Raw genomic sequence first — 26,159 nt, 5'->3', positions numbered from 1 at the left:
TTGTCTAGTTCTTTATTTGCTTTACTAATCCAATCTCCTTTAATTGAACAGTGAGCCTGTCAATCCTTTTTCTAAACTTTGTCCGATGATCAGGTAGCAACTCGACATCAAATAATTTAGCTATGTTTTCTACCACTTCCTCAACCGACATCGAATCCGTTTCGAGATGTTCCCTAAAAACATCCTTTGATAAACTATTAAGTCGTCCTTCTATTTGCTGATAAGCCCATGAATTTTTACCTTCAAATCTTTTATTCAAACGTTTTTGAATTGTTGATTTAGAAGCTGTTAATGTCAAATGGTGTACAATGATTCCATCTGTCCTTAAATTCCCAATAATTTCTTGAAAAAACAATTCATTCGTTAGCGTCATCGGTACAATAATAATGCCTTCATATTCCATAGCAACTTTTTTTAAACATGCATAGTTGGCCTCTCGCCATAACGGATAGTTTTGAAAATCTTCTATCGCAATCTCTTTGGGAATATTTTTCATTAATACATATCCAAATCTTTCTGGATCATAAACAAATGAATGGCTTAATCTTCTTTGCAATTCATAGGCTGTTGTCGTTTTACCAGCACCAAATGTCCCATTGATCCATATGATCAAAAAATCACCTTATCTCCTATATTATTTATTTCTTTAATTTTTTTACGAGCAAAGTCTCTAAAGGCAAGTAGTTGAGCTTGGTTCCATTCCTTGCCTCCAGTTTTTCTATGCCCTTCATTTACTATGTCTGACGAACGATACACATCCATTGCTTTTTGGATAACTGGATGGAACTCGTTAGGTAAATGTTCGAGCCCCCATTCACCACCTTCATCCTTACTGTGAGCTGTCTGGCTAGCTTCACTCAATAATTGTAATACGCGGCATATGTTTAACACACCATAGAATGGCGTTTCTAAAATATGATCTTTCTCAAGAATCCAATAAAGATCATCCAATACGGATTCCATGAAATTCTCCCATTTCACTTGGCCAAATACTGTTAATATTGGCTTTCCATATAAACAAATACCGCGTTGCACAACATACGTTAAATGTGAGGCTAAATCCGCATCCGTTCGTTTTTTGCTATAATCTACTTCATCATTTAATATTTTTTCATGCCAGTCTGAACTATAATGAATTTCAAATGGTGTTGGTTTGGGGATTTGCTTCGCCACATTAGCGGTAATTACACTTAATTCAACATTACCAACGGTAGGTCGATTAATCGTTTCTTTGGCAATAGTGATTCCGATTAATTTGGCTACACTGCCTTTTAATTCCCTCTCCACTACCATTATCATATCTATATCACTTTTTGGACGATAATAACTACCCATCGCTAATGATCCATGAAGATAAATTCCTACTAGCTCATTTCCCAGCTCACTTTTTAACCTGTCGATAAGTTTTTTTATAAAAAACTTTATGTCTTCATCACAATTAGCCCAACTCTGTTGTTTCTTCATTCATCTCACCTTTCTTATGGTTTTATTATGGACCATATGCCCCCGTGAAAGTGAATAATAGCGGCTAGTTATATTGTTGTTTTGACTAAAATGATACACTAGACTCTTATCCATCCTACTTAACTATTTTGGAAAGTAAATTAATTATAACAATAATTAATCTTTAATTCTAAAAAATGAAGCATCTTCGAAGTTAAACGCTTCAATAGACTGACGTTAAATAAATTGATGGATTTTTTATATCTAGATACAGATCCAAAAGATTTGATATGTAACAAAGGTGTTCATACTAACACCTGCTCGTTATGCAACTCTGTTCGAAAGTGCAGCATAATTAGTTGAGAGACAATTAATAATAACCAAAGAATTGGAGATATTAAAACGAACCTTAATTGGAGGTATATGCATGCCAGAACAAAAACCAGATTTTAATAAAAAGTGGATTATCAAGTCACAAACACAAGAAGCAACATTCAATGTATATCTAAATGACATGTTAGTAGCAGAAGTTCGTGGTAATATTCCTAACCAACAGAAAGTTATTCCGATGCGCGCATTAAGTGATTATGAAGAAGATAAACTTCACGAATATATAGCTTCAGTATCTTCAGAAATTGAATATTAATGGAGGGTAAACATATGACCAAACACCGAAAAGATAAAAAAAATGATCGCTCACCAAACATACAATTGGGCAAGGCGAAAGCATTTCAAGAAGTATCAGAGGAATTTTTAACGAATCCAACATTAAAAGAAATGCAACCTTCACCACAACCCAAGGACTTTGATGATATCGAGTATTAATTAAGAAAAGCATAAGATCATATTAACTGCACCCATGCGTCTGGGTGCAGTCATGTGTCTTCCATTTCATCTTCATCATTCAAGTTATTATTAATAATTTATTCCTCGTTTTTTTGCTAATAATGATTTATTTAATACTAAGTCGACTATTGCTATATTCAGAGATACAATGGATGTACAAGGAGGGGAAAAGATGGAGAATAAAAGCAATATCACTTACAAAGTAAACAAAGCGATCAATGCAGAGGATTTAGCGAAAGTATTTAAAGCATCTGGTATTAAAAGACCCGCTGATGATTTACCTCGGCTTCAAAAAATGATAGATAATAGCAACATTATACTAACTGCTTGGTATGGCGAAGAGATCATTGGCATAGCTCGCGCCTTAACTGATTACAGCTATTGTTGCTATTTATCAGACTTAGCAATAGATAAAAAATATCAACATCAGGGGATAGGTAAAGAATTAGTGCATTTACTTCAGGAACATCTCGGAGATGAAGTAGCTTTATTGCTTTTATCATCTCCCACTGCTATGGAATACTATCCCCATATAGGCTTTAATAAAATAGAAAATGGTTTTATCATTCCAAGAAAACCATTTTGAACGTAACAAAAACAGAAGCGCTTTTATCTTGATACCGGTCCGCATATGTAGGTCACGATACTCAAACAGCTCCAGAAGATAAGCGCTAGTATTCTAAGAAAAACACCCTCTAATGCCTTATCATTGAAGCCAGTTAATGAATTCACCTTGAACAAGGTTATACTTGCAACTTTTAATTATAAAAATAAAAAATGGAGCCTATGTTACAGCTCCATTTTTAAGCATTTGATTAGGTTTATTTATAGATAGTTGATATAACCTCATCTATCGTCATTCCACTTTCTACTTCATATGTACCAGGTCTTAAATCTTTCGCCAAGCCACGTTTCTCTACCTCATTGAAAAAATTCATCTTTTTATCAATGATTTTTGCTCGCTCGAGGGCTTCACCGATATCGATACTTGTCATACCTGATGACACGTTCAAGATCGCACGATAAATAATTTTTTCCTTCGTTTCTTCCTTTTTCGCTTCTTTATTTTTATCATCCACAGCTTTCGTAGCAGCAAGTTGCTCTTCCCATTCTTCATCCGTATGGATGACATAGCCTTCAGATGTTAATAAACTTTTCATCTCATCTACTGTTGGTTGAACTACTTTTTGTTGTGTGCTCGTCGCTTCATCCGGATCAATAAAATAAACTAGACTACATACACCTGCCGCAACTAAAAGACCTACAGCAAAGCTGCGCATTGATTTAGCTTTCATTAGCAACTTTGCTCCTTTCATTTTTTGGCTTTATATAAGGGTCTAGCAAACTTTCTATTTCACTATTAGTTAGACTGTTTTTCGCCGCAATATTTTCAATTGAATACCCACGCCTGTGCAAGTCTAACACTTCACGCATTAATTGACGATGCTTGGAAGAGCTTGCTAACAAACCTGCTTCTTGTACAGTTATTTCAGCATCTATCTCGATGTTTCGAATTTGTTTTTGTAGTTGGTGAATTTCATCCATAAAAGTAAAGGATAGTTGATCCATTTCTTGTTCTACTTTTGATGATGATTCTTTCGTCTTAATAAACGACAAAATTAGCAGCACTATGGCAACTGCAAATAAAATGGCTAATGCCCATTCCATCATTATATGTCCCTCTCTTCCCATCTATTAACTTACACCTATTCATTATATATAATTTGTTGCTAGATATCGATAAGAATTCCGGAATCACAACAATAGTCATGTATTTACGTCAATAAAAAGACATAGAAAACATTACTTTAGTCCTTTATAAAGAACAGGAGGTTTGATAAAGAAAATTTCGCTTACTAGAATAGTACATATACTATTTCCTCTAGCATTTCATTGGGTAAACCTATTCTACAAACGCTCTGAAAAAAAAGGCTACGATGGAAATGTCACCCAAAGTAGCCTTGAATTATATTATCTACTCACTAATTTCATCGTCTCCCGCTTTATTATAATTGTATTTTGAGCGGTCAACTGGAGCAAAGCCTTCAGGTGTATAGAAGCGGAATAAATCTCCATTTACTACCCTGTCGGAAAGCGATAACTTATATTCCACATTTTCCTGAAGTTTTTTAGCATCTTCTATTCTATCTTCTTCTAATTCCAGTCCTGTTTCAGAATCATAGAATTTACCATTCACAGATGTGATTGTAGAACTGACAAAATCACCATTTCGAAACGGAATAAGGTCATCATGGTTTTTAGACAGAATGTCCGTTCCAAAATGTACGTATTCTTTTGTATCAACACCTAATAAATGAAGCAGTGTTGGAAGAAGGTCAATTTGCCCACTATATTCGTGATTAATGCCACCTTCTACACCTGGAACACGAATGAATAACGGAACACGTTGTAATCCATTACTTTCAAATGGTGTAATTTCTTTATCTAGAACCTTTGCCATTGCTTTATTATGGTTTTCGGAAATACCATAATGGTCACCGTACATAACAATAATAGAATTATCGTATAATCCAGATTCCTTCAAGTAATGAAAGAACTGTTCCAACGCTTCGTCTGCATAACGAGCAGTTTGGAAATAGCGATCCACCGATTTATCACCTGTTGTATGTGGTGCAATCGTTGTTTCTTCCTCATCAATATTATACGGATAGTGATGTGATACTGTTATAAATTTTGTATAAAATGGTTGAGGTAGTGACTCTAATAGCGGAATAGATTGCTCAAAGAACGGTTTGTCCATCAATCCATAATCAGCTATATTTTCTGTATTCTTTTCATAATACTTTTCGTCAAAAAACTTGTTAAATCCAAAAGATTTATAAATCTCATTACGATTCCAAAAGCTGCCCGTATTACCATGGAACACTGCTGATGTATAACCTTGCTGGCCTAGAATAGCAGGAGCTGCCTGGTAAGTGTTCAAACCTTTCGTTGTATAGGCTGCGCCTTGTGGTAATCCATATAATGAGTTTTCTAAAATAAATTCTGCATCCGCCGTTTTACCTTGAGCAGTTTGATGGAAGAAGTTATCAAAATAAAATGTACTTTTTTCATTCGTTAAAGAATTTAAAAACGGTGTTACTTCTTCCCCATGTAATTTATAATCGATTAGGAAAGTTTGCATGGATTCAAGATGTAAATAAATCACATTCATTCCTTTTCCAGCACCAAAATAAGCTGGATTTGGTTCAGCATAATTAGCTTTTGTGAAATTTATTACTTCTGTAATGTCGTCACCACTTGCTGTAACTCTTTGCGCTGATGCCTTCGTACTTTGCATGGCATCATAAATAGTGTAATTATACATACCTAAATATTTCACAATATAGTTTCTGTCGAACCCTCTTGTTAATAATTGAGGACGATCTTTTTCTGCTAATGCTAAGTTTACTGTAGAAATAGCCAATGCCAATGTAAATAGAGCAACCACTTTCCGACGATTTATTACTGCAAAATCAATTTTCACAAATCGAAATGCAAGTAATCCGATCAATAAGATGATATCAAGGAAGAACAAGATATCATATGGTTTTAATAGAGATACTACACTACCACTCACATCTCCAAAATTTTGAGTTTGAGTCAAAGTCGGTAACGTAATAAAGTCATTAAAGAATCGGTAATACAGAATATTGGCATATAAAAGGAATGATAAAAGAAAATCGATGATTAACAACCATATATATTTTCTTCTTCCTTTAAATAACAGGGCAATACCTAAAAATAGTAGTGAAGAACCTAAGGGATTTAAAAACAACAGAAATCCTTGAAGTGCATTTTCTATTCCTAAGTCAAATTGTGTTAATTGAACAATATACGTTTTTATCCACAGAAAGAATACAGCCAAAAAGAAAAAGCCTATATATTTATTAAAAATACCCTGAGCTTTTTGAAATAAACTATTCATTTTATACCCACCTTCTAGCTAATTAATATTACATATTTACACAATTGAATAGAATATACGAGCCTATAGAACTAACATTTATTTTAAAAGTAAAATAGATTGTATTTACAATGTAAGTCTATATGATACGCTTTTTTCGAGAAATTGTCAATTTAGAAATGGAAAGCATAAATGAATTATTTATGTACTAGATCAAAACTCCTTGTTTATTCATAACAATGCCTAACCACGACATTCTATATAGAAGAGGTTTGCTATTTGTTTTTACGCAACACATCTTCATTCTATCTAAGTGACCACTTACTAACCAAATAATTAGATAAGTACGCTATACTTACAGTTATTGGATGCATTTTCTACACTCTTTAAAAACAATCATCTTATGCACAAACTTTTATGTAAGAGGGAAGCTAGTTATGATTAACATTTTAAGCGCAATTGATTGGAAAGAGTATAGTCAAAATTTGGATGTCTTTTTCAATGAAAATTTAACGATTCATCCAATGAAGCAAAGAGCCGAAGCTGAAGTTATTGGCATTAGTACTCCCAACGAAAGTTTTGTACTTAAATCCTGGAATAAAGCTTCCAAACCAAATATTTCATTTCAATATCATTTATTAGGAGCCCTCTCTAAATATCATTTACCTGTACCCAAACCGATCGCATGGGGTATGAATAGGATGGTTATCAAGTATTATTAACTATTTTTTCCAGAGCATCTGTGGATCAAATCACTGAAGAACAAATACAAAATATAGCCTCACTATTATCCACCATACATAAAATTCCGGTAAGTGAAATAGATCATATATCCATACCAAAATATGACTTCATAAATTATTTTTTTCCTGATATAAAAATGCACACTGATTTATATGAATCGTTAACACAATTAATTACTCGAGCGGAAATAAAACAAGATCAATTCATTCACGGAGATTTTCACTTAGAAAATATTGTTGAGCATCATGGAATGTATTCAATTATTGATTGGACAAATGGACAATTAGGAGACAAGAGATATAACTTTGCTTGGGCCTTAACATTACTCAAGATCTAGAGTCCATCAGATTATCTTCCTAAACTCTTCTATTCAGCATATTTGATGGGGAATCGATTGGAAGAAAATAAAATTGCTATTTTCGAAGCAATAGCGTGTTTAAGGTGGTTGCTGTTAAATAGAAGTGGATATCTTCCCATTAAACCTAACTCGGTAGAAAAGGTAATAAGGAATAACCCGTATTTAATGAAAATTAATTTTCAAGTTACCTTAATTTGAAGGAAGTTATTTGGAAATTTTTTAACTCTATTGATCCTATTTAACAAATTCTTCCCACGACCCTTCATTAGTTTTTATCATTGAATTAATAATCTATTACGGGCATTATTTCACACGTTATAGCAATATCCTTCTTCCAATGAAGACACAATCACATCCTTGACAAAAACATGAGTGAAATACCTTTAATCTTTTTCCCCGCACCTTGTTCACAATAATTGCATACTTATTTATGTCCATTGATACGGTAAATGCTTTATGAACAATATAATTATGAAAAGAGGACCCACCGACACTCTGGTGCGTCCTCTTTACTCTATATATTATATTCCCAAAGGAAAAATCATAAAACATTAATGTCTCTTTATATTAGCCTTAAATCATTTAACTTGGATTACAAAAGGGAAAACAAGAACATCCTCTCCAAACTTGAACTCTCTCCATACCATATACATTCCTGGCTCGTTAATTTGGGTATGGAAGACTGTTTTATCATCTGACACTGGATGAACATGAATAAACTGTTCAATATCTTTGTCAATAATAATCACATGACCTAATGCACCTAGATATGGTTCAGGTTTTCCCTCAGAAATTTGATAGGTTAAAGTAGTTGGTTAATTAACCACAAGGGAATCAATTTAAAGCTCAACAGTTGTATTATCGATGGTCTTTTTGAAACTTGTATCTGGATGTAATTCGACTTACCCATGGTAATGACCATGGCCAATATGCAAATCTATTGGTTTAATTTGATAGCCTAGATTTTTAGGACTAACATCCACAAAAACTTTATATAAGTCTTCTTTTAGACTTATTTCTTGTTTAAAAACTCCATTTCCTTTATCTACCGGATGCAAATGATCATACTGCTGTAAGTCAGAGCTTACAATAATCAAATGAAATAATTTTTCATGACTTACTTCCAATTCAGGTGCATTACCATTCTGATCTTTCAAATTAATCGTAAGAAGATTTCCTTCATAGTGAACGAGAACATTTACTTCATTCTTCATGTTGGTACGATCAACATGGTGAGTTCCGTGGTTATGATGAGATGATCCATGATTTTTATGGTCTATTTCATATTCTCCTTTACTGTTATCTTCCAAGTAATTTTTCCCATTTTTATAGTTCAATACACTGCACCATAAAACGTTAATTTAAATAGTTAGTATAACCGTTCAATATATAGCACGAAACTTTCCTAATTAATGGCAGCATGAGCAACCGCTACCTTTTTCTGTAGGTTCCTCTATAACCCCGTACCCTGAATTTTTAATTGTATCTTTAATTTCTCCTAATTTAATTGTACTTTCATTAAAAGTTACATCTACTTTTCCATCTGAAAGTTGAACTTTGACTGATTCAACGCCTTTTAGTTTACCGATGTTTCCCTCAATTTTATTAACACAAGATCCACATGACATTCCTTGCACATTAAGCGTTACTTGTTTCATATAAATTCCTCCTTAAAATATCTTACTGATCATACTAATAAAAATTATACATTACCCCCGTAAGGTATATATGATCCTTAAAAAAACCATTTAATATTTGATATAAGGATATCGTTTTTCTCATCACCTCCTTAACTTACAGGGGTAAGATAACTAATTAACAATTAAGTTGAAAGCTAATACTGCATCTCTTCATTCATTTCTTTATATTTAACATATTAATTATTTCATCCCTATTATTTCCAAATCCAATAAAATGTTTGACTAGCTTTCTTTTACCGAATAATCCTTTTTTATAAAAAGCAAACATTGGAACGATTCGGGTGCCAGATATCTTCTTTAAATCTTCCTCTAAGCTAAGATTTTTGCTTACATCTTTATTGGCATAATGGATTCTATTTGAAGTTAAATATTTTTTTGCGTCCTGGCAATCTGAACATGTTGGTCTTGTATATAATTCAAGTTCCAATTTATCTTCCATTCTAACCTCTCCCTTTTCCTTAAATTGCCGATGGTTTAAATCGTTTTAAACGCAGAGCATTGACTAATACGGAAACGGAACTTAAGCTCATTGCAGCTCCTGCAACCATTGGATTCAATAATGGCCCGCCAAGGAGGTAGACAACTCCCATCGCAAACGGTATGCCTAGCACATTGTAAGCAAATGCCCAGAATAAATTTTGTTTGATATTTCGAATCGTAGACTTACTTAATTCCACAGCTGTTGGTACATCCATTAAATCACTTCTCATTAATACAATATCAGCAGATTCCATCGCAACATCCGTGCCTGAACCAATAGCTATTCCTACGTCCGCTTGCGCAAGAGCAGGTGCATCATTGATACCATCTCCAACCATGGCCACCTTCAACCCTTCTGCTTGGAGTTTTTTCACTTCATTTGCTTTATCTTCTGGTAAAACTTCACTTAATACACGATCAATTCCGACTTGCTTGGCAATAGCCTCAGCTGTACCTTTATTGTCACCTGTGATCATAGCTACTTCTATTCCCATTTTATGAAGTTTTTCAATTGCTTTTAAGCTGTTTTCCTTGACTGTATCAGCAACCGCAATAATACCAGCAATTTGATTATTAATGGCAATGTACATAGGAGTTTTCCCTTGAACTGCTAACTCATCCGATATGCTAGCCAATGCTACTAAGGAAATGCTACGATCATCCATTAATTTTCTATTTCCTGCTAATAATGTTTTGCCATTTACAGTTACTTCAATTCCATGTCCAGGAATAGCATGGAAGTTTTCTAACTTCATAAAGTCTAGCCCTTTATCTTCTGCATCCCTAACAATTGCTTCACCTAATGGATGCTCAGAACCCTTTTCCGCAGATGCTGTTAATTGTAATAGTTCTGTTTCTGAGATCCCATTTACAGTAATAACGTCTGTAACTTTAGGTTTACCCTCTGTAATCGTACCTGTTTTATCAAATACAATTGTTTGAACTTTATGGGTTGTTTCAAGTGCTCCACCACTCTTAATTAATACCCCATTTTCTGCACCCTTACCAGTACCTACCATAATCGCAGTTGGAGTTGCAAGACCAAGAGCACATGGGCAAGCAATAACTAAAACGGAAATAGTAATTGTTAGTGCAAAGAGTCCTGTTTCTCCTCCTCCGAAATACCACGCCAAACCAGAAATAATTGCAATCCCTATAACAATTGGCACAAAATATCCAGAAATAATATCCGCCATTTTAGCAATCGGTGCTTTAGATCCTTGTGCATCCTCTACCAATTTAATGATTTGTGATAGGGCTGTATCTTTTCCTACTTTGGTTGCTTGATATCGGATAGTACCATTCTTATTGATACTTGCACCTATGACATTGTCACCTGCGTTCTTTTCTACTGGTATACTTTCACCTGTTAACATCGATTCATCAATAGATGTCATTCCTTCCATCACAATACCATCAACAGGTATTTTTTCACCAGGTTTTACGATTAGTATATCGCCCACAACTACTTCATCAACAGAAATTTCTACTTCTTTCCCATTTCTTTCAACCATGGCTTTCTTGGGAGCTAACCCCATTAATTTTTCAATGGCTTCTGATGTTTTGCCCATGGAACGGACTTCAAGATATTTACCCAATGTAATGAGGGTAAGGATTACCGCTGCAGACTCATAGTAGAGATTTCCTGCGTAACTGGAATGCCCAAGCCAAATTGCGATTGTAGCCCCCGAACTGTAAACAAACGCAGCACCGGTCCCTAACGCAACCAGTGAGTCCATGTTGGGATGTCCTCTAAATAACGTCTTAAATCCAACCGAGAAAAACTTCCAACCAAAAATCATAACTGGTAATGTTAATATAAATTGTACGAGTGAAAACCACTCAGGGTTTGCCATTGGATTAATTATTTCCGGCAGTGGAAAGCCCACCATATGCCCCATCGAAATATAGAACAATGGGATGGTAAAAACTGCCGACCCCCAAAAACGTGTCCACATGGATTTAATTTTCTTTTGTTTTTTATCATTTTCCTCACTGCTTGAATCCGATATTTCCATATCCTCTTGTGCTTTATATCCTGCATTTGATACTGCATGGGTAATATCTGATACAGAAACAGCTGTCGGATCATACTCGATTGTCATTTTTTCTGTAGCCAGATTTACATTCGAGCTTATAACGCCATCTAATTTCCTTGTTGCCTTTTCGATAGATTGTACACAGGATGCACAAGTCATACCTGTGATTACAAAAGTTTTCTTCTCAGTATCTGCTTGAACTTTATACCCAGCTTTGTCTACAGCTGTTTGAATATCTTGAGCAGATACTACGTTTTCGTCAAAACTAATATTCAATTTTTCAGTAGCTAAGTTCACGCTAGCTTCTTGAACACCGGGCAACTTTTTTGTTGCTTTCTCAACGGTCTGAACGCATGATGCACAAGTCATACCTTCTATATTGAATGTTTTTGTTACCATTTATTTTCAACTCCTTTTCTATCTAACTGGTTCAGCTTCATAGCCAACTTCCTTTATAGCTGCCGTTAAGCTATCTGTACTTTGAACAGTTTCATCATATTTAACTTTGGCAATTTCCTTTTTTAAATTGACTTTTGCCTTTACAACACCTTGAAGATCTTGCAATGCTGTTTCAATCTTATTTACACAATGAGCACAGCTCATCCCTGTAATTTTTATGGTTGCTTTATTCATGATTCTCACTCCTTTTTCATATTTTGATTTTCTGCAATATTTCAGTGTCCTGATGAACAGTGATGATCCTTACATTTACACTGCCCAGGAACACAGTTGCAAGCAACCTCCTCAACAGCATCTATTTTCTTCTCTTCCAGAACTTTTTCCAATTTATCAATATCTTTAAAACTCAATGTTGCATTTGAAAGCAAATACGCAATTGTATTGCCAACATCCCTACTGCAAATGTTACTGAAATATTCATTTAATGAACTTTTAATAATTTCTGCTTCACTTACTTTGGAAGAGTATATATATTTCCTTCCCTCTGTTTCAGTTTCAAGCACACCCTTATTTACAAGTCGACCTATAAAAGTCTTTGTCGTCGCCGGTTTCCATTCTTTCTTTTGCTGTAAAACTTGAATAATTTCTTTACTGGTGACTCTCTCTTGTGCCCAAACAACACGCATAACTTCCCATTCAGAATCTGTAATTTTTAAATCTATTTCAGTGCACATGACCTCACCCACCTTATCGTTTACAAATGTAATCTCAACTGCATGACTTAAGTTTACATTTGTAAACAATAAATGTCAAGGGGTATTCTTTTTAAATTTTTTCCTCATATATCCTCTCTATATTCGTTTCCCGGTCCCTAAAATTCAAAACTAACGGTACTGCTAACATTTAACTGAATTAAAATACCTTAGGAAGATATGTGATGTAGGTAAATCTTTATTATGCCTACATAAGATAGATGTAATAATACTTTGTTTCCGTTTTTTATTTACAACTGAATACGTAAATTAACTAAGTGTATTAGTGAAAAGTGCAAAAATGCTATCAACTCTTCTATAGCTTGATTATGTATCTTCCTTTAGAGAAGAAACAGAAACAATAAAATAAATGCATTCCCTACCATTGACATTTATAATCGATTATCATATTGTATATATGAACATATGGTCATATATTAAAATTCAGGTTATAGGGGTGTAATTATAATGAGTGAAGAGCAAATAGGTGAAAAGATATTTTGTAAAGAAGATCAGCATTTGGATGATGAAACGTTATTTGTTGTTTCGCAAACATTCAAAGCACTAAGCGACCCTACAAGAATTCGCATTTTGAATTTATTATGTTCAGGGGAACATTCTGTCAATGATATTGCGGAGAGGTTAAATGTAAGCCAATCAAGTGTTTCCCACCAGTTGCGTTTCTTGAAAAATCTAAGATTGGTTAAATATAGAAGAGCAGGGACAACTTTGTATTATTCGGAAGATGACATTCACATTATGAATTTACTAAAGCAAGCAATCGAGCATGCTACACATCATTAATTTGGGAGGTAATTTAAAATGGGTCACGATGGACATGACCATACACATGAGGCAAATAAAAAGACGCTGATGTTAAGTTTTATTATTATTACAGGTTATATGATTGTTGAGGCAATTGGAGGATTTACTACCAATAGCCTGGCATTATTATCTGATGCTGGACATATGTTAAGTGATTCCATATCACTTGGGGTTGCGTTATTGGCATTTACACTTGGAGAAAAGGCCGCTAACTATAGTAAAACATATGGATATAAACGATTTGAAATATTAGCAGCTGTACTAAACGGAATAACACTCGTATTAATTGCGATATATATTTTTTATGAGGCAATTCAACGTTTTCAACATCCACCTGAAGTTGCTTCAACTGGGATGTTAATCATCGCTTCCATTGGCTTACTAATCAATATATTTGTTGCCTGGATTATGATGCGTGGTGGGGATATAGAAGAGAACTTAAATATGCGTGGAGCATACTTGCATGTGATTAGCGATATGCTTGGTTCCATTGGTGCCATTATCGCTGCACTACTCATAATATTCTTCGATTGGGGTTGGGCAGATCCCCTCGCAAGTGTCATTGTCGCTGTACTCGTATTACGGAGTGGCTATTATGTTACGAAATCTGGACTCCATGTTCTAATGGAGGGGACACCACAAAATGTAAATGTGAACGATGTAATTCAAACAATTCAAAATACAAAAGGCATTCAAGGCGTTCATGATTTGCACATTTGGTCGATTACAAGTGGCTTAAATGCACTTTCCTGCCATGCTGTTGTCGCTGATCAAATGTCCATTGCTGAAAGTGAAAGAATGCTTCATCAAATCGAACATGATCTTGAACATAAAAACATTCATCATATGACGATTCAATTGGAAACGACTGCTCATCTGCACGACAATTCAATTTTGTGTAAGGTGAGAGCAGAATCATCTGGCCACCACCATCATCACTGATACGAGGTGTAATTGAAACAACCAAATATACTTTTTAATTCAAGATCCTCTCAATGATTATCATTACTTGAGAGGATCTTTATTATTTCAATACTAGATTACAATTAACATCCCTGATTATACTATTCTGACAGATTTGTTAGTTCAAGTTACATCTTAATTCGTTAATGGTTATAGGGGTTATTCAAACTAAAAGTGGCTAATGCCTAATCCAGTAAATGAATTGACACTAGCTACTGTATAAATCTAAGTTCTATTTTTGCAATATACACCTATTCTGAAACATAGACTGACCAAAGCGGCCAACTTAGGTTCATTTCAAAGACAAATAAAAAACCACCAAATATGTATTTGGTGGAGACGGTGGGAATCGAACCCACGTCCAGAAATATCGCCACTTAAGCGTCTACGAGTGTAGTCGATATATTAGTATTTCGCGTCTTCTTCCGCCTATCAACAGGCATCAGAAGCGCTAGCCCGATTGGTCTCTTCCATGGTCCCCAGGCGGAGGACTTCCGGCGTAGCCCACTTAGAGTGAGTCCCTTACCCTACCACATGGGCGATGGAGGGAGGAACCGCTATCGACTGTTATTAAGCAGCGAAAGCGAAGTTGTTGTTTTCTTTGCCAGTTATTATTGGCTTTGACGTTTTAACGAGGCCGATCCCCTCGACTCGCAACTTAAGCTCAAACTACCCCTGTCGAATCCGTAACGTCCCCATGAATAAAAGATAAGCAGCAATTATCTGCGTCAGCTTGTTTGACCTTCTTACTTTTCTTTTCCTTATTTATTCCAAGGAAAGAGCTACGAAGAGTCAAATCGCAATTTCTTATCTTATGGGCGCTCGGGTATAGAGCACTTCATCACTTACAGTTATTATTATAGCATAAACTCACAAAAAATCAATGTTCGCAAGTATACTTACATTTTTTGGCGTTCGCGGAATGCTCTTTCGATATCACGTTTAGCTTCTTTTTGTTTCAGATCTTCACGTTTATCATATTTCTTTTTCCCTTTACCAAGTCCAATTAAAACCTTAGCAAAGCCATTTTTCAAATATACTTTTAATGGGATAATAGAATAACCTTGTTCTTTTGATTCACCAATTAATTTACTAATTTGCTTACGATGTAAAAGAAGCTTTCTTGCTCGTAGTGGATCATGATTGTATCTGTTTCCTTGTTCATAAGGGCTAATATGTGCATTATGCAAAAATATCTCGCCTTGATGAATACGGGCAAATGAATCTTTCAAGTTAATCCGTCCCGCTCGTATGGATTTAATTTCTGTTCCTTGCAAAACAATCCCTGCTTCAAATGTCTCTTCGATAAAAAAGTCATGATTCGCTTTTCTATTTTGAGCAATCATTTTCCCAGTCCCTTTTGGCATTTGTTGTCCCCCCCTAGCATTCTTTCTGTTTTTCTATTATACACGAGTGTGAAAAAGGTTAGAAGCATAACGATCTTAACGGCGTCGCTTGCATTCTGCAACGCCGTTGTTTCTGTTTCAAAATTAGCTCTTATCGCTTTTTCCCATTGCGTTTTTTTCTTGTCGTCGAAGGTTTATTATCATATGACTTTTTCTTCTTCTTTTTCTTTTTCGGGGGTCTTGTCGACCATTCTTCATTTTCACTTGCTTTTGGATCTTTACCATCGCTATTTTTAGGCGTCCCTTTTAGCTTCACAATTCTTGGTTTCTTATCTTCTTCTTTCCGTCTGCGATTACTTTTCATACCGACGATTTCAAAATCAATATCATGTTCCACTTTATTGACTTTGATTAACCTAACTGTTATTTCATCGCCAATTCGAAATACATTCCCAGTTCGCTCACCAATCATGGCTAGATGGCGCTCATCATAATGATAATAATCATCCGTCATAAAGCTTACATGGACAAGACCTTCAATTGTGTTTGGAAGTTCTACAAACATACCAAAATTAGTGACTGAGCTAATGATACCTTCAAATTCTTCCCCAATTTTGTCTTCCATAAATTCCGCTTTTTTCAACTCATCTGTGTCTCGCTCTGCTTCCACTGCACGTCGCTCACGTTTAGATGTGTGATCAGCTATTTCAGGAAGCTCGGCATTCCATTTTTCGCGAGTCGTTTCATCTAATTTACCTTCAATTAAATAATTTCGAATTAAACGATGTACAATTAAATCTGGATATCTACGGATTGGAGAAGTAAAATGAGTATAATAATCAGTCGATAATCCGAAATGACCTAGGCTCTCTGGATCATATTTTGCTTGTTGCATTGAACGTAACATTACTGTTGATATAACCATTTCTTCCGGTTTTCCGTCTACCGCTTCAATGATTTCCTGTAAGGCACGTGGATGGACAGAATTCGCCGTTCCGCGTACGATTAAACCAAAGTTTGTGATAAATTCAAAGAACCGTTGTAACTTTTCTTCTTTTGGATCTTCATGGATTCGGTATATAAACGGTACATCCATCCAGTGAAAATGCTCAGCTATCGTTTCATTTGCTGCAAGCATAAATTCTTCAATAATTCGTTCACCAATCGATCTTTCTCTGATTACAACATCTGTTGGCTTTCCATTATCATCAACTAACACTTGCGCTTCTTTAAAATCAAAATCGATTGCTCCACGTTGCTTCCGCTTATTTTGAAGAACGCCTTGTAACTCTTCCATTAATTCAAACATTGGTACGAGTGATTCATATTTTTTGCGAAGTTCTTCGTCTTTGTCTATTAATATTTTATTGACATCGGTATACGTCATTCGCTCCGTTGTCTTAATTACACTTTGGTAAATTTCGTGCTTCACGACCTCTCCCCGATCATTTAACTCCATTTCACAAGAGAGTGTAAATCTATCTACTTGAGGATTAAGTGAGCATATTCCATTTGATAATCTGTGTGGGATCATTGGAATTACCCTATCAACTAAGTACACACTCGTTCCTCGGTCATAAGCCTCCCTATCAATTGCTGAACCTTCTTGCACATAATGACTGACATCAGCAATATGAACACCAAGTTTATAATTTCCATTTTCAAGTTTTGTAATAGACACAGCATCATCAAGATCTTTTGCATCAGCGCCATCAATGGTAACAATTGTTTCACCGCGTAGATCTTTTCTATTTGGAATCTCTGATTCATCGACTGTATCGGAAATGCTGTTTGCTTCCTCCATTACTTCATCAGGAAATGCCAGTGGTAATTCATGTTGGTGAATAATGGATAGTATATCCACCCCCGGATCATTTTTATGACCGAGAATTTGTATGACTTCCCCTTCTGCATTTTTACGATCTTCAGGAAATGTCGTTATTTTCACTACGACTTTATGTCCTTCCACTGCACCCATATCCGCACTTTTTGGAATAAAAATATCATCTGCAATTTTTTTATCATCGGGAATGACGAAACCAAAGTGTTTGCTTTCTGTAAACGTTCCAACCATTTTATCCGAACCACGCTGAACAATACGGATAACCGATCCTTCCGGGCGCGAACGAGAACTACTCGTCGATACTCGTACAAGTACAGTATCTCCATGCATAGCACCATTCTTTTCATGTGGTGGGATAAAAACATCATCTAACCCTGCTTCTTCTGGGAGAAGAAAAGCAAAACCTTTCGCATGTCCTGATAGAACACCACGTATTAAATTCATTTTCTCTGGCAGACCATAACGGTTACTTCTTGTTCTAACAACAAGTCCATTCTCTTCCATCTGCACTAATGCTTTTACAAAGTATTTAAATTCCTCTGATTCATTAATATGAAAGGCTTCCTCAAGTTCTTTTACAGTAAGCGGCTTATATGCTTCCTCTTTCATGTATGATAATATTTGATCTATATATTTCTGTATACTCTCTTCCATCCTTTTCCCTCCTTTTGACCTACTCTGACCAGTCTAGTCCTTCTAAAAATTGATATATATCTTCGTGCAGTATGTCTTTCTCAGGCCCTAATGTGATGACATGACCTGACTTTTCATACCATTTTAAATCCTTTTCGGGCGACTCAGCCTGTTCATAAATAATGTTGGCACTATTTGTGTTAATCATATGATCATTTCTTGCTTGTACAACAAACAAAGGAGCATAAGTCATATCTACATTTTCACGTACATCAGAAATTAATCCTTGCATGGCTTTCAACGTTTTCATAGGTGTTTTACGGAACTCTATCATTTCTGTTTCAATTTGTTCATCAGCTTTACCTTCGAATTTCTTAAATTCGCGGGCATAATCAATGATTCCCTCAAACATAACCTCTTCGCTTTTTATGTACATTGGAGCACACATTGGTATAATTCCCTTTACAGGTACAGTGTAACCGAGTTTTAATGAAAATACCCCACCTAATGATAACCCAGCTACTGCGATTTCTTCATATCCATTTTCTTTTAAATAATTATATCCCCCTATAACATCTTCCCACCAATCTTCAGGACCAGTATGAACCAATTCTTCTGGAGGTACTCCATGTCCTTTGTATTGTGGTGCATGGGATGTGTACCCCTTTTTCTCTAGAAACCTTCCTAACATTCTTACATCTGCGCTATTTCCTGTAAAACCGTGTAACAGCAATACCGCTCTTTTGCCTGCTTTAAATGTGAATGGTTGCGGTAATTTAATTTTCATTTATAATAACTCCTCTTTTTCAATAAATATATATAAACCAAACTTGCATATGAAATACTTGCCTATAAGCTATTTTTAACAAAGTATAGAGAAACAATCCAGAATTTAGCTTTTATAAAAAAAACAATAAAAAAACCCGGCATCCAATTAGCCAGGTTGGTATCTCATTTATACTTCGAAAATCGTTACTAAAATTGTTAATATGAAAAACAATACAGAAAGCACTACTGTAATACGATGAAGAACTAAATCCAATCCACGAGCCTTTTGCTTTCCAAATAATTGCTCCGCACCACCAGATATAGCGCCTGAAAGTCCTGCGCTTTTCCCTGATTGTAATAAAACGACAATAATAAGTGCAATTGAAACAATAATTAATAATGTAATAACCAATGCATGCACGTGCGTACACCCCCCGATACAACATAAAACGATAAACTAAATGTACCATAAAATTTAAGCGTGTACAAGTATAGAAAAGTGGAAGCGCCTTGAACATCGTCGTACATCTCGGGCGAGATAAAGGAAACACAGCAAGCCTGCGAGGCGAGCTGATGTTGACTTATCATAGGAGAAGTCTTGAAGTCTGCTAGTCGATAGGCACTGGAGCTAGACAGCATATAAAAGCGGAAGCGACCGTTTTGCGACGTATAAACTGCGCCCACACGATGTGGGTGCGTCGACGTTGCCATAGGACGGGGCAATTTTAGTCGACGATCCCCTTTTATACGAGATAAAGAAAACTTGGTAAGCCTGATAAGCAAATAGGATCCAACGCTGATTAACGTTGAATCCTTTTTTAAATTACTTATTTGTTAATGTTATAAAATGTTTTAGCTCCTAGGTACTGTGCTGTGTCTGCCAACATATCTTCGATGCGAAGTAGTTGGTTATATTTTGCAACACGGTCTGTACGTGAAGGTGCACCTGTTTTAATTTGACCAGCGTTTGTTGCTACAGCGATGTCAGCAATTGTGCTGTCCTCCGTTTCACCAGAACGGTGAGAGATAACAGCAGTATAGCCTGCACGTTTCGCCATTTCAATCGCATCAAATGTTTCAGTTAAAGTACCAATTTGGTTTACTTTTACCAAGATTGAATTTCCAACGCCTTCTTCAATTCCGCGTGCCAGTTTTTCTGTGTTTGTAACGAATAAGTCGTCACCAACTAATTGTACTTTCGTACCGATACGTTCTGTTAGTAGTTTATGACCAGCCCAGTCGTTCTCGTCAAGCCCATCTTCGATTGAAACGATTGGGTATTTAGCAGCCATCTCTTCGTACCAGTCAACCATTTCTTCAGACGTTCTAACAATTCCTTCGCCGCTTAAATGGTATTTACCGTCATCTTTGTTATAGAACTCAGATGATGCAACGTCCATTGCAAGTTTAACTTCTTCGCCTGCTTTATAACCAGCTTTTTCAATTGCAATCATAATTGTTTCAAGTGCTTCTTCGTTTGATTTCAAGTTTGGAGCAAATCCACCTTCATCACCAACACCTGTATTCAAACCTTTTTCTTGAAGTACTGCTTTCAAGCTGTGGAAAATTTCAGTTCCCATACGTAGCGCTTCTTTAAAAGTTGGCGCTCCTACTGGCATGATCATGAATTCTTGAATATCAACGTTATTATCAGCATGCTCTCCACCGTTGAGGATATTCATCATTGGTACAGGAAGTTGCTTCGCGTTAAACCCACCTAAATATTGGTATAGCTCAAGACCAAGATAATCAGCTGCTGCATGTGCTGCTGCCATAGATACTCCTAGAATAGCATTTGCACCAAGTTTGCCCTTATTATCTGTTCCATCAAGTTCGATCATTGCTTTATCAATGCCTACTTGATCCGTTACATCAAAACCAACGATTTCTTCAGCGATCACGTTATTAACATTATCAACTGCTTTCTCAACACCTTTGCCAAGATAGCGGTTTTTGTCTCCATCACGTAATTCAACAGCTTCATATTCACCTGTTGATGCACCACTTGGAACTAAAGAGCGACCAAAAGCTCCTGAATCTGTATAAACTTCTACTTCAATTGTTGGATTACCGCGCGAATCAAGAACTTCACGTGCATATACTTGTGTAATGAATGGCATTAAAAATCTCTCCTTAGAAAATAGTTTTATCGTTCTATTAATGTAAATTGTATAACATTTCGACTGCAGTCTTTTATTTCTAAATTATTTAATCAAACTAGTACCAGTCATTTCTTCTGGCTTTTTAAGTCCTAATAAATCTAACACCGTTGGGGCTAAATCTGCTAAAATGCCGCCTTCACGAACTGTGATGCCACTTTTCGTAACGATCACTGGTACTGGATTCGTTGTGTGTGCCGTCATAGGCGTCCCTTGAGGCGTCACTACTTCATCCGAATTTCCGTGGTCAGCTGTAATAATAGCTGTTCCACCTTTTTCGATAATCATATCAACAATGCGACCTAGACACTCATCAACAGCTTCAATTGCTTGAATCGTTGGCTCTAGCATCCCAGAGTGTCCAACCATATCAGGATTAGCAAAGTTTAGTATAATCGCATCAAACTTGTCATTTTCAATTTGCTCGCAAAGCGAATCTGTTACTTCGTAAGCACTCATTTCTGGCTGTAAGTCATATGTTGCTACTTTAGGCGAATTAATCAAGATCCGCTCTTCACCAGGAAATGTTTCTTCTCGACCACCACTCATAAAGAACGTAACATGCGGATACTTTTCTGTTTCCGCAATTCGAAGTTGCGATAATCCATTATGTGAGATCACTTGTCCTAATGTTTGGTCTAGGTTCACTGATTTAAAAGCGACATAACCATTCACTGTTTCTGAAAAATGAGTCATACATACAAAATAAAGATCTTTCGGTCTGTCTGCTCCACGATCAAATGCATCAAAATCTTGATTCGTAAATACATTGGAAATTTGAATAGCACGATCAGGACGGAAATTGAAGAAAATAACTGCATCTTCATCATCTACTGTTGCTAGTGGATGTCCGTTTTCATCCGTCATAACAGACGGAAGGGCAAATTCATCAAAAATACCATTGTCATAAGAATCATGAATCATTTCTAACGGATCCTTATAGGAGGGTCCCTCACCATAAGCCATGGCACGGTATGCTTTTTCCACACGATCCCAACGTTTATCTCTGTCCATAGAATAAAATCTTCCAGAGATGGTCGCAAATTGACCGACGCCATATTCAGCCATTTTTGCTTGGGCTGCTTTAATATAACCTTCAGCTGATTTCGGACCAACATCTCGACCGTCAAGGAATGCATGTACAAAGACATCTTTTACACCTTGATCAGCAGCAAGTTTTAATAATGCATATAAATGTTCGATATGACTATGCACACCACCGTCTGATAAAAGGCCAAACAAATGAAGTTTCTTACCTGTCTTTTTAACGTGATCAATTGCTTGCTGGAACGTTTCATTTTTTTCAAATTCACCGTTTCTAATAGCAATATTTACTCTCGTTAAACTTTGATACACAATTCTACCTGCTCCAATATTCAAATGTCCGACTTCAGAATTTCCCATTTGACCTTCTGGAAGACCAACAGCTTCCCCGCAAGCAGTCAATTGATTATGAGGAAATTCATTCCAATAACGATCGAAATTCGGCTTATTTGCTTGCGCAACAGCATTACCGCTATTTTCTTTACGACAGCCGAATCCATCTAAAATAATAAGAGCAACTGGAGCTTTACTCATTTTGCAGCACCTTCAAGCAATTGAAGGAATGACGCAGGTTCGAGACTAGCACCGCCTACAAGCGCACCATCAATATCAGATTGTCCCATATATTCTTTAATATTTTCTGGTTTTACACTGCCGCCGTACTGGATACGAATAGCATCTGCAGCAGCTTTTGAAAATTTACTTTCCACTACACTTCGAATATGTGCACAAACTTCGTTTGCATCTGTAGCAGTAGATGATTTACCAGTTCCAATTGCCCAAATTGGTTCATAAGCGATAACAGTTTGTTTCACTTGTTCTTCAGAAAGTCCTTGTAGCGCTTTTTCTACTTGAGCCCCGACAAGTTCAGTCGTTTGATTACTTTCACGTTGTTCCAATGTTTCTCCAACACAAACAATCGGTGTTAATCCATGATTAAAAGCTGCATGTGTCTTTTTATTTACAGATTCATCTGTTTCATTAAACATTTCACGGCGTTCTGAATGACCCAAAATTACATGAGATACGCCAATATCTTGAAGCGCAACAGGACTTACTTCTCCTGTAAAAGCACCATTGTCTTCAAAATGCATATTTTGCGCGCCAATTGCTACATCATTGTTACCAACAGTAGTAATTAGCTGGCCAAGAAATAAAGCAGGTGCACATATGACTGATTCAACTTGATCCTTAGAAGGGACATTTTCTTTCACTTCATTTGCAAAAGCCAATGCTTCTTCAAGTGTTTTATTCATTTTCCAGTTACCAGCAATGATAGGTTTACGCATTGTTCACTCATCCTTTCACTCTATACAATAAAGTGGTTTTAGCTTTTCCACTTTTCCCTAAATAATGTTACTTGTCATCAAGTGCAGAAACTCCAGGTAGCTCCTTACCTTCCATAAACTCCAGTGAAGCTCCGCCACCAGTTGAAATGTGACTCATACGCTCTGCTAGTCCGAATTTCTCTACTGCCGCAGCTGAGTCGCCTCCACCAATAACAGAATATGTATCTGTAGCTTCAGCAAGTGCCTCTGCAACCGCCTTTGTTCCTTTAGCAAAAGGTTCCAACTCGAATACACCCATAGGTCCGTTCCAAATAACGAGTTTAGACTCTTGAATGACTTTCGCATAAAGCTCTCTCGTTTTAGGTCCGATATCAAGTGCTTCCCAATCTGCAGGAATCTCATCAATCGCTACCGTTTTCGTGTTTGCTTTTTCAGAAAAGTCGTCTGCAATCGTTACATCTAAAGGCATATAGAAGTTTACGCCTTTTTCTTTCGCTTTTTCCATGTACGATTTTGCTAGATCGATTTTATCTTCTTCAAGTAGGGACAATCCAATTTCATGCCCTTGTGATTTAACAAATGTATAAGCGAGTCCGCCACCAATAATTAAATTATCTACTTTATCTAGTAAGTTTTCAATAACGCCAATTTTATCTTTTACTTTTGCTCCACCGATAATGGCTGTGAAAGGGCGCTCTGGATTTGATAATGCTTTACCAAGAACTTCAAGTTCCTTTTCCATTAAAAATCCTGCAACAGATGGTAGATGTTTCGCGATTCCTTCCGTCGAAGCATGTGCTCGGTGTGCTGCTCCAAATGCATCATTCACATAAAGATCAGCCAGTTCCGCAAAAGCTTTTGCAAGTTCTGGGTCATTTTTTTCCTCACCTGGATAGAAACGAACGTTTTCAAGTAAAATAACGTCGCCTGCTTGTAATCCGGAAATTTGTTCCTTCACACTATCACCATAAGCTTCGTCCGCTTTCGCTACGTCTTTACCTAATAATTCGCTAAGTCGTTGTGCCACAGGTGTTAGTCTAAGCTCTTCTTTCACTTCACCTTTTGGTCTGCCGAGGTGACTTGCCAAAATGACGACAGCCCCTTGTTCTGCTAAATATTGAATCGTCGGCAATGCAGCGCGAATTCGTGTGTTATCCGTTACCTCTCCTTCGCTCATTGGAACGTTGAAGTCGACACGGCAAAATACGCGTTTTCCTTTTACATCTACATCTTTAATTGATTTCTTCTCCATTACGCAAGCCTCCTTTAGCAAAAATAAAGGGAGGGGGATTGTTCCCCACTCCCCCTTCATTCATATATTATAGATGCCGAGCATCGAATTATCCAATATTAGGCCTATAGGTCTAACCGTTGCTACATAATGTAGCACTTAGTTAACTGTTCCTTTTAGAAGGACCTACATAGGATTTCCATCGGTATCATCGAGCACCTTACGCTTTTCTATATGTCTAGCTTCAGGTGCTAGGGACTCGAGGTCATAAGCCAATCCGTCAAGAAGGGTAAAATGCACCCTTCCCTCCGTCTCGTCTTATGCTTGTCGCCCCTGAACGAGCACCTTACGCTTTTCTAACTTATAGTCCTTGTTTTGCGATGTATGCTGCAAGGTCTACTACACGGTGTGAATAAGCTGTTTCGTTATCGTACCAAGACAATACTTTTACCATGTTACCTTCCATTACCATTGTGGATAAACCATCAATTGTAGAAGAATTTGCGTCACCATTGTAGTCAGTAGATACAAGTGGCTCATCAGTATAAGCTAGAATGCCTTTTAATTCGCCTTCTGCTGCTTCTTTAAATGCTGCATTTACTTCTTCAGCAGTTACTTCTTTTTCAAGTTCAGCAACAAGGTCAACAACAGAAACGTTAGGTGTTGGAACACGCATTGCCATACCATTCAATTTACCTTTCAACTCAGGAAGCACAAGTGCAACTGCTTTTGCTGCTCCAGTTGTTGTTGGGATGATATTTTCCGCTGCTGCGCGTGCACGGCGGTAATCACTATGTGGAAGGTCAAGAATTTGTTGATCATTCGTATAAGAGTGAACAGTTGTCATCATTCCACGTTTGATACCATATTTATCGTTAAGAACTTTTGCAAATGGAGCAAGACAGTTAGTTGTGCATGATGCGTTTGAAAGTACATGATGATTTGCAGCATCATATTTATCTTCGTTAACACCCATAACAATTGTAATATCTTCGCCGTTTGCAGGAGCTGAGATGATTACTTTTTTCGCACCAGCTTCAATATGCTTAGCTGCATCGTCACGTTTAGTGAAACGTCCTGTTGATTCAACAACTACTTCAACGCCTAGATCTCCCCAACCAAGTTGTGCAGGGTCGCGCTCAGCAAGTACTTTAATGCGGTGGTCGCCAATTACGATTGTATCTCCATCAACTGATACGTTTTCTTGAAGATTGCCATGAACAGTGTCATGTTTCAATAAATGTGCAAGCATGTTCGCATCTGTCAAGTCATTGACTGCTACGATTTCCACCTCTGGATTGTTAAGTGCCGCACGGAAAACATTTCTCCCGATTCTTCCGAAACCATTAATACCAACTTTTACTGCCATCTTTATTTCCTCCTTTATGAT

27 protein-coding genes, 1 other RNA gene and 1 pseudogene are annotated in these 26,159 nt (G+C 36.5%); 7 read left to right on the top strand and 22 right to left on the bottom strand.

What is annotated here, in order from left to right:
• Positions 1–4: 4 nt before the first annotated feature.
• Positions 5–613, bottom strand: a complete 609-nt coding sequence (locus BLE01S_RS11690) for an AAA family ATPase (RefSeq protein ID WP_066141914.1) — start codon at positions 611–613, stop codon at positions 5–7.
• Complete coding sequence (locus BLE01S_RS11685) at positions 610–1,464, bottom strand: aminoglycoside adenylyltransferase domain-containing protein (RefSeq protein WP_066141911.1); 855 nt, start codon at positions 1,462–1,464, stop codon at positions 610–612. Before BLE01S_RS11685 ends, BLE01S_RS11690 begins: the two co-directional genes overlap by 4 nt.
• 406 nt (positions 1,465–1,870) lie before the next feature.
• Here BLE01S_RS11685 and BLE01S_RS11680 point away from each other — a divergent pair, with 406 nt between their 5' ends.
• The 3 genes from BLE01S_RS11680 to BLE01S_RS11675 all read left to right on the top strand — a co-directional run bounded on the left by BLE01S_RS11680 (position 1,871) and on the right by BLE01S_RS11675 (position 2,875).
• Positions 1,871–2,089, top strand: coding sequence for a hypothetical protein (locus BLE01S_RS11680; RefSeq protein WP_066141907.1), 219 nt, complete (start codon positions 1,871–1,873; stop codon positions 2,087–2,089).
• 14 nt (positions 2,090–2,103) lie between these two features.
• A complete protein-coding gene (locus tag BLE01S_RS20830; protein ID WP_157419498.1) occupies positions 2,104–2,268 on the top strand; it encodes a hypothetical protein in 165 nt (54 codons plus the stop codon).
• 193 nt (positions 2,269–2,461) lie between these two features.
• A complete protein-coding gene (locus BLE01S_RS11675) occupies positions 2,462–2,875 on the top strand; it encodes a GNAT family N-acetyltransferase (protein ID WP_066141904.1) in 414 nt (137 codons plus the stop codon).
• A 235-nt stretch (positions 2,876–3,110) separates the two neighbouring features.
• Here the strand turns inward: BLE01S_RS11675 and BLE01S_RS11670 are convergent, their stop codons facing one another.
• The 3 genes from BLE01S_RS11670 to ltaS form a co-directional block, all read right to left on the bottom strand.
• Complete coding sequence (locus BLE01S_RS11670; RefSeq protein ID WP_066141901.1) at positions 3,111–3,584, bottom strand: hypothetical protein; 474 nt, start codon at positions 3,582–3,584, stop codon at positions 3,111–3,113.
• Positions 3,574–3,960 (bottom strand): hypothetical protein, encoded by a 387-nt coding sequence (locus tag BLE01S_RS11665; protein WP_231955840.1) that lies wholly within the window; start codon positions 3,958–3,960, stop codon positions 3,574–3,576. The genes BLE01S_RS11670 and BLE01S_RS11665 overlap by 11 nt, the downstream gene beginning before the upstream one ends.
• Before the next feature lie 304 nt (positions 3,961–4,264).
• The gene (gene ltaS / locus BLE01S_RS11660; RefSeq protein ID WP_066141898.1) at positions 4,265–6,217 is read right to left on the bottom strand and encodes a lipoteichoic acid synthase; all 1,953 of its coding nucleotides are present in this window, start codon (positions 6,215–6,217) and stop codon (positions 4,265–4,267) included.
• 416 nt (positions 6,218–6,633) lie between these two features.
• On the opposite strand from ltaS, the gene BLE01S_RS21310 reads away from it, so the two are divergent.
• Entirely contained in the window at positions 6,634–6,918 is a 285-nt protein-coding gene (locus BLE01S_RS21310; RefSeq protein WP_066141895.1) for a phosphotransferase, read from the top strand.
• Between the two features lie 20 nt (positions 6,919–6,938).
• Complete coding sequence (locus BLE01S_RS21305) at positions 6,939–7,277, top strand: phosphotransferase (protein WP_066141892.1); 339 nt, start codon at positions 6,939–6,941, stop codon at positions 7,275–7,277.
• Positions 7,278–7,876: 599 nt separating this feature from the next.
• Here the strand turns inward: BLE01S_RS21305 and BLE01S_RS20825 are convergent.
• The 7 genes and pseudogenes from BLE01S_RS20825 to BLE01S_RS11620 form a co-directional block, all read right to left on the bottom strand.
• A pseudogene (locus BLE01S_RS20825) lies at positions 7,877–8,095 on the bottom strand (DUF8832 domain-containing protein); the annotation flags it as partial.
• 105 nt (positions 8,096–8,200) lie between these two features.
• Positions 8,201–8,635 (bottom strand): DUF8832 domain-containing protein, encoded by a 435-nt coding sequence (locus BLE01S_RS11645; protein WP_066141889.1) that lies wholly within the window; start codon positions 8,633–8,635, stop codon positions 8,201–8,203.
• A 72-nt stretch (positions 8,636–8,707) separates the two neighbouring features.
• A complete protein-coding gene (locus BLE01S_RS11640; RefSeq protein WP_066141886.1) occupies positions 8,708–8,956 on the bottom strand; it encodes a copper ion binding protein in 249 nt (82 codons plus the stop codon).
• 196 nt (positions 8,957–9,152) lie between these two features.
• Positions 9,153–9,437, bottom strand: a complete 285-nt coding sequence (locus BLE01S_RS11635) for a glutaredoxin family protein (RefSeq protein ID WP_066141884.1) — start codon at positions 9,435–9,437, stop codon at positions 9,153–9,155.
• A gap of 19 nt (positions 9,438–9,456) precedes the next feature.
• Positions 9,457–11,916, bottom strand: a complete 2,460-nt coding sequence (locus BLE01S_RS11630) for a heavy metal translocating P-type ATPase (RefSeq protein WP_066141881.1) — start codon at positions 11,914–11,916, stop codon at positions 9,457–9,459.
• A gap of 18 nt (positions 11,917–11,934) precedes the next feature.
• The gene (gene copZ / locus BLE01S_RS11625) at positions 11,935–12,150 is read right to left on the bottom strand and encodes a copper chaperone CopZ (RefSeq protein WP_066141879.1); all 216 of its coding nucleotides are present in this window, start codon (positions 12,148–12,150) and stop codon (positions 11,935–11,937) included.
• A gap of 41 nt (positions 12,151–12,191) precedes the next feature.
• Positions 12,192–12,650 (bottom strand): CopY/TcrY family copper transport repressor, encoded by a 459-nt coding sequence (locus tag BLE01S_RS11620; RefSeq protein WP_066141877.1) that lies wholly within the window; start codon positions 12,648–12,650, stop codon positions 12,192–12,194.
• A gap of 486 nt (positions 12,651–13,136) precedes the next feature.
• Between BLE01S_RS11620 and BLE01S_RS11615 the strand changes: the two genes are divergently transcribed.
• Entirely contained in the window at positions 13,137–13,472 is a 336-nt protein-coding gene (locus BLE01S_RS11615; RefSeq protein ID WP_066141876.1) for an ArsR/SmtB family transcription factor, read from the top strand.
• Between the two features lie 18 nt (positions 13,473–13,490).
• Positions 13,491–14,435 (top strand): cation diffusion facilitator family transporter, encoded by a 945-nt coding sequence (locus BLE01S_RS11610; RefSeq protein WP_066141874.1) that lies wholly within the window; start codon positions 13,491–13,493, stop codon positions 14,433–14,435.
• Between the two features lie 352 nt (positions 14,436–14,787).
• On the opposite strand, the gene ssrA is transcribed toward BLE01S_RS11610, so the two are convergent.
• The 10 genes from ssrA to gap form a co-directional block, all read right to left on the bottom strand.
• Positions 14,788–15,153, bottom strand: a transfer-messenger RNA (tmRNA) gene (ssrA, locus tag BLE01S_RS11605).
• A gap of 202 nt (positions 15,154–15,355) precedes the next feature.
• Positions 15,356–15,823, bottom strand: a complete 468-nt coding sequence (gene smpB / locus BLE01S_RS11600) for an SsrA-binding protein SmpB (protein ID WP_066141871.1) — start codon at positions 15,821–15,823, stop codon at positions 15,356–15,358.
• A 130-nt stretch (positions 15,824–15,953) separates the two neighbouring features.
• The gene (gene rnr / locus BLE01S_RS11595) at positions 15,954–18,299 is read right to left on the bottom strand and encodes a ribonuclease R (RefSeq protein WP_066141868.1); all 2,346 of its coding nucleotides are present in this window, start codon (positions 18,297–18,299) and stop codon (positions 15,954–15,956) included.
• A gap of 19 nt (positions 18,300–18,318) precedes the next feature.
• On the bottom strand, positions 18,319–19,065 hold the full coding sequence (locus BLE01S_RS11590; RefSeq protein WP_066141865.1) for an alpha/beta hydrolase: 747 nt from the start codon (positions 19,063–19,065) through the stop codon (positions 18,319–18,321).
• Between the two features lie 168 nt (positions 19,066–19,233).
• Complete coding sequence (gene secG / locus BLE01S_RS11585) at positions 19,234–19,467, bottom strand: preprotein translocase subunit SecG (protein WP_066141863.1); 234 nt, start codon at positions 19,465–19,467, stop codon at positions 19,234–19,236.
• A gap of 406 nt (positions 19,468–19,873) precedes the next feature.
• Positions 19,874–21,166, bottom strand: coding sequence for a phosphopyruvate hydratase (gene eno / locus BLE01S_RS11580; RefSeq protein WP_066141860.1), 1,293 nt, complete (start codon positions 21,164–21,166; stop codon positions 19,874–19,876).
• A gap of 84 nt (positions 21,167–21,250) precedes the next feature.
• Positions 21,251–22,783, bottom strand: coding sequence for a 2,3-bisphosphoglycerate-independent phosphoglycerate mutase (gpmI, locus tag BLE01S_RS11575; RefSeq protein ID WP_066141857.1), 1,533 nt, complete (start codon positions 22,781–22,783; stop codon positions 21,251–21,253).
• Complete coding sequence (gene tpiA / locus BLE01S_RS11570) at positions 22,780–23,538, bottom strand: triose-phosphate isomerase (RefSeq protein WP_066141854.1); 759 nt, start codon at positions 23,536–23,538, stop codon at positions 22,780–22,782. Before tpiA ends, gpmI begins: the two co-directional genes overlap by 4 nt.
• 67 nt (positions 23,539–23,605) lie before the next feature.
• Positions 23,606–24,790: a phosphoglycerate kinase gene (locus BLE01S_RS11565; protein WP_066141851.1), complete on the bottom strand. Its 1,185-nt coding sequence runs from the start codon at positions 24,788–24,790 to the stop codon at positions 23,606–23,608.
• A gap of 340 nt (positions 24,791–25,130) precedes the next feature.
• The gene (gap, locus tag BLE01S_RS11560) at positions 25,131–26,138 is read right to left on the bottom strand and encodes a type I glyceraldehyde-3-phosphate dehydrogenase (RefSeq protein WP_066141848.1); all 1,008 of its coding nucleotides are present in this window, start codon (positions 26,136–26,138) and stop codon (positions 25,131–25,133) included.
• Positions 26,139–26,159 lie beyond the last annotated feature (21 nt).

Origin of the sequence: Lederbergia lenta NBRC 16444, from assembly GCF_001591545.1 — a bacterium.
Taxonomy (GTDB): Bacteria; Bacillota; Bacilli; order Bacillales; family Bacillaceae_C; genus Lederbergia; species Lederbergia lenta.
The sequence above is the reverse complement of the archived record's forward strand: the minus strand, read 5'-3'. Positions and strand labels throughout refer to the sequence as shown.

Bases quoted from the DNA above. Each gene is read 5' to 3' on its own strand.
- BLE01S_RS11685 (WP_066141911.1), bottom strand. From the start codon at position 1,464: ATGAAGAAACAACAGAGTTGGGCTAATTGTGATGAAGACATAAAGTTT.
- BLE01S_RS11680 (WP_066141907.1), top strand. From the start codon at position 1,871: ATGCCAGAACAAAAACCAGATTTTAATAAAAAGTGGATTATCAAGTCA.
- BLE01S_RS20830 (WP_157419498.1), top strand. From the start codon at position 2,104: ATGACCAAACACCGAAAAGATAAAAAAAATGATCGCTCACCAAACATA.
- BLE01S_RS11675 (WP_066141904.1), top strand. From the start codon at position 2,462: ATGGAGAATAAAAGCAATATCACTTACAAAGTAAACAAAGCGATCAAT.
- BLE01S_RS11670 (WP_066141901.1), bottom strand. From the start codon at position 3,584: ATGAAAGCTAAATCAATGCGCAGCTTTGCTGTAGGTCTTTTAGTTGCG.
- BLE01S_RS11665 (WP_231955840.1), bottom strand. From the start codon at position 3,960: ATGATGGAATGGGCATTAGCCATTTTATTTGCAGTTGCCATAGTGCTG.
- ltaS (WP_066141898.1), bottom strand. From the start codon at position 6,217: ATGAATAGTTTATTTCAAAAAGCTCAGGGTATTTTTAATAAATATATA.
- BLE01S_RS21310 (WP_066141895.1), top strand. From the start codon at position 6,634: ATGATTAACATTTTAAGCGCAATTGATTGGAAAGAGTATAGTCAAAAT.
- BLE01S_RS11640 (WP_066141886.1), bottom strand. From the start codon at position 8,956: ATGAAACAAGTAACGCTTAATGTGCAAGGAATGTCATGTGGATCTTGT.
- BLE01S_RS11635 (WP_066141884.1), bottom strand. From the start codon at position 9,437: ATGGAAGATAAATTGGAACTTGAATTATATACAAGACCAACATGTTCA.
- BLE01S_RS11630 (WP_066141881.1), bottom strand. From the start codon at position 11,916: ATGGTAACAAAAACATTCAATATAGAAGGTATGACTTGTGCATCATGC.
- copZ (WP_066141879.1), bottom strand. From the start codon at position 12,150: ATGAATAAAGCAACCATAAAAATTACAGGGATGAGCTGTGCTCATTGT.
- BLE01S_RS11620 (WP_066141877.1), bottom strand. From the start codon at position 12,650: ATGTGCACTGAAATAGATTTAAAAATTACAGATTCTGAATGGGAAGTT.
- BLE01S_RS11615 (WP_066141876.1), top strand. From the start codon at position 13,137: ATGAGTGAAGAGCAAATAGGTGAAAAGATATTTTGTAAAGAAGATCAG.
- BLE01S_RS11610 (WP_066141874.1), top strand. From the start codon at position 13,491: ATGGGTCACGATGGACATGACCATACACATGAGGCAAATAAAAAGACG.
- smpB (WP_066141871.1), bottom strand. From the start codon at position 15,823: ATGCCAAAAGGGACTGGGAAAATGATTGCTCAAAATAGAAAAGCGAAT.
- rnr (WP_066141868.1), bottom strand. From the start codon at position 18,299: ATGGAAGAGAGTATACAGAAATATATAGATCAAATATTATCATACATG.
- BLE01S_RS11590 (WP_066141865.1), bottom strand. From the start codon at position 19,065: ATGAAAATTAAATTACCGCAACCATTCACATTTAAAGCAGGCAAAAGA.
- eno (WP_066141860.1), bottom strand. From the start codon at position 21,166: ATGCCATTCATTACACAAGTATATGCACGTGAAGTTCTTGATTCGCGC.
- gpmI (WP_066141857.1), bottom strand. From the start codon at position 22,783: ATGAGTAAAGCTCCAGTTGCTCTTATTATTTTAGATGGATTCGGCTGT.
- tpiA (WP_066141854.1), bottom strand. From the start codon at position 23,538: ATGCGTAAACCTATCATTGCTGGTAACTGGAAAATGAATAAAACACTT.
- BLE01S_RS11565 (WP_066141851.1), bottom strand. From the start codon at position 24,790: ATGGAGAAGAAATCAATTAAAGATGTAGATGTAAAAGGAAAACGCGTA.
- gap (WP_066141848.1), bottom strand. From the start codon at position 26,138: ATGGCAGTAAAAGTTGGTATTAATGGTTTCGGAAGAATCGGGAGAAAT.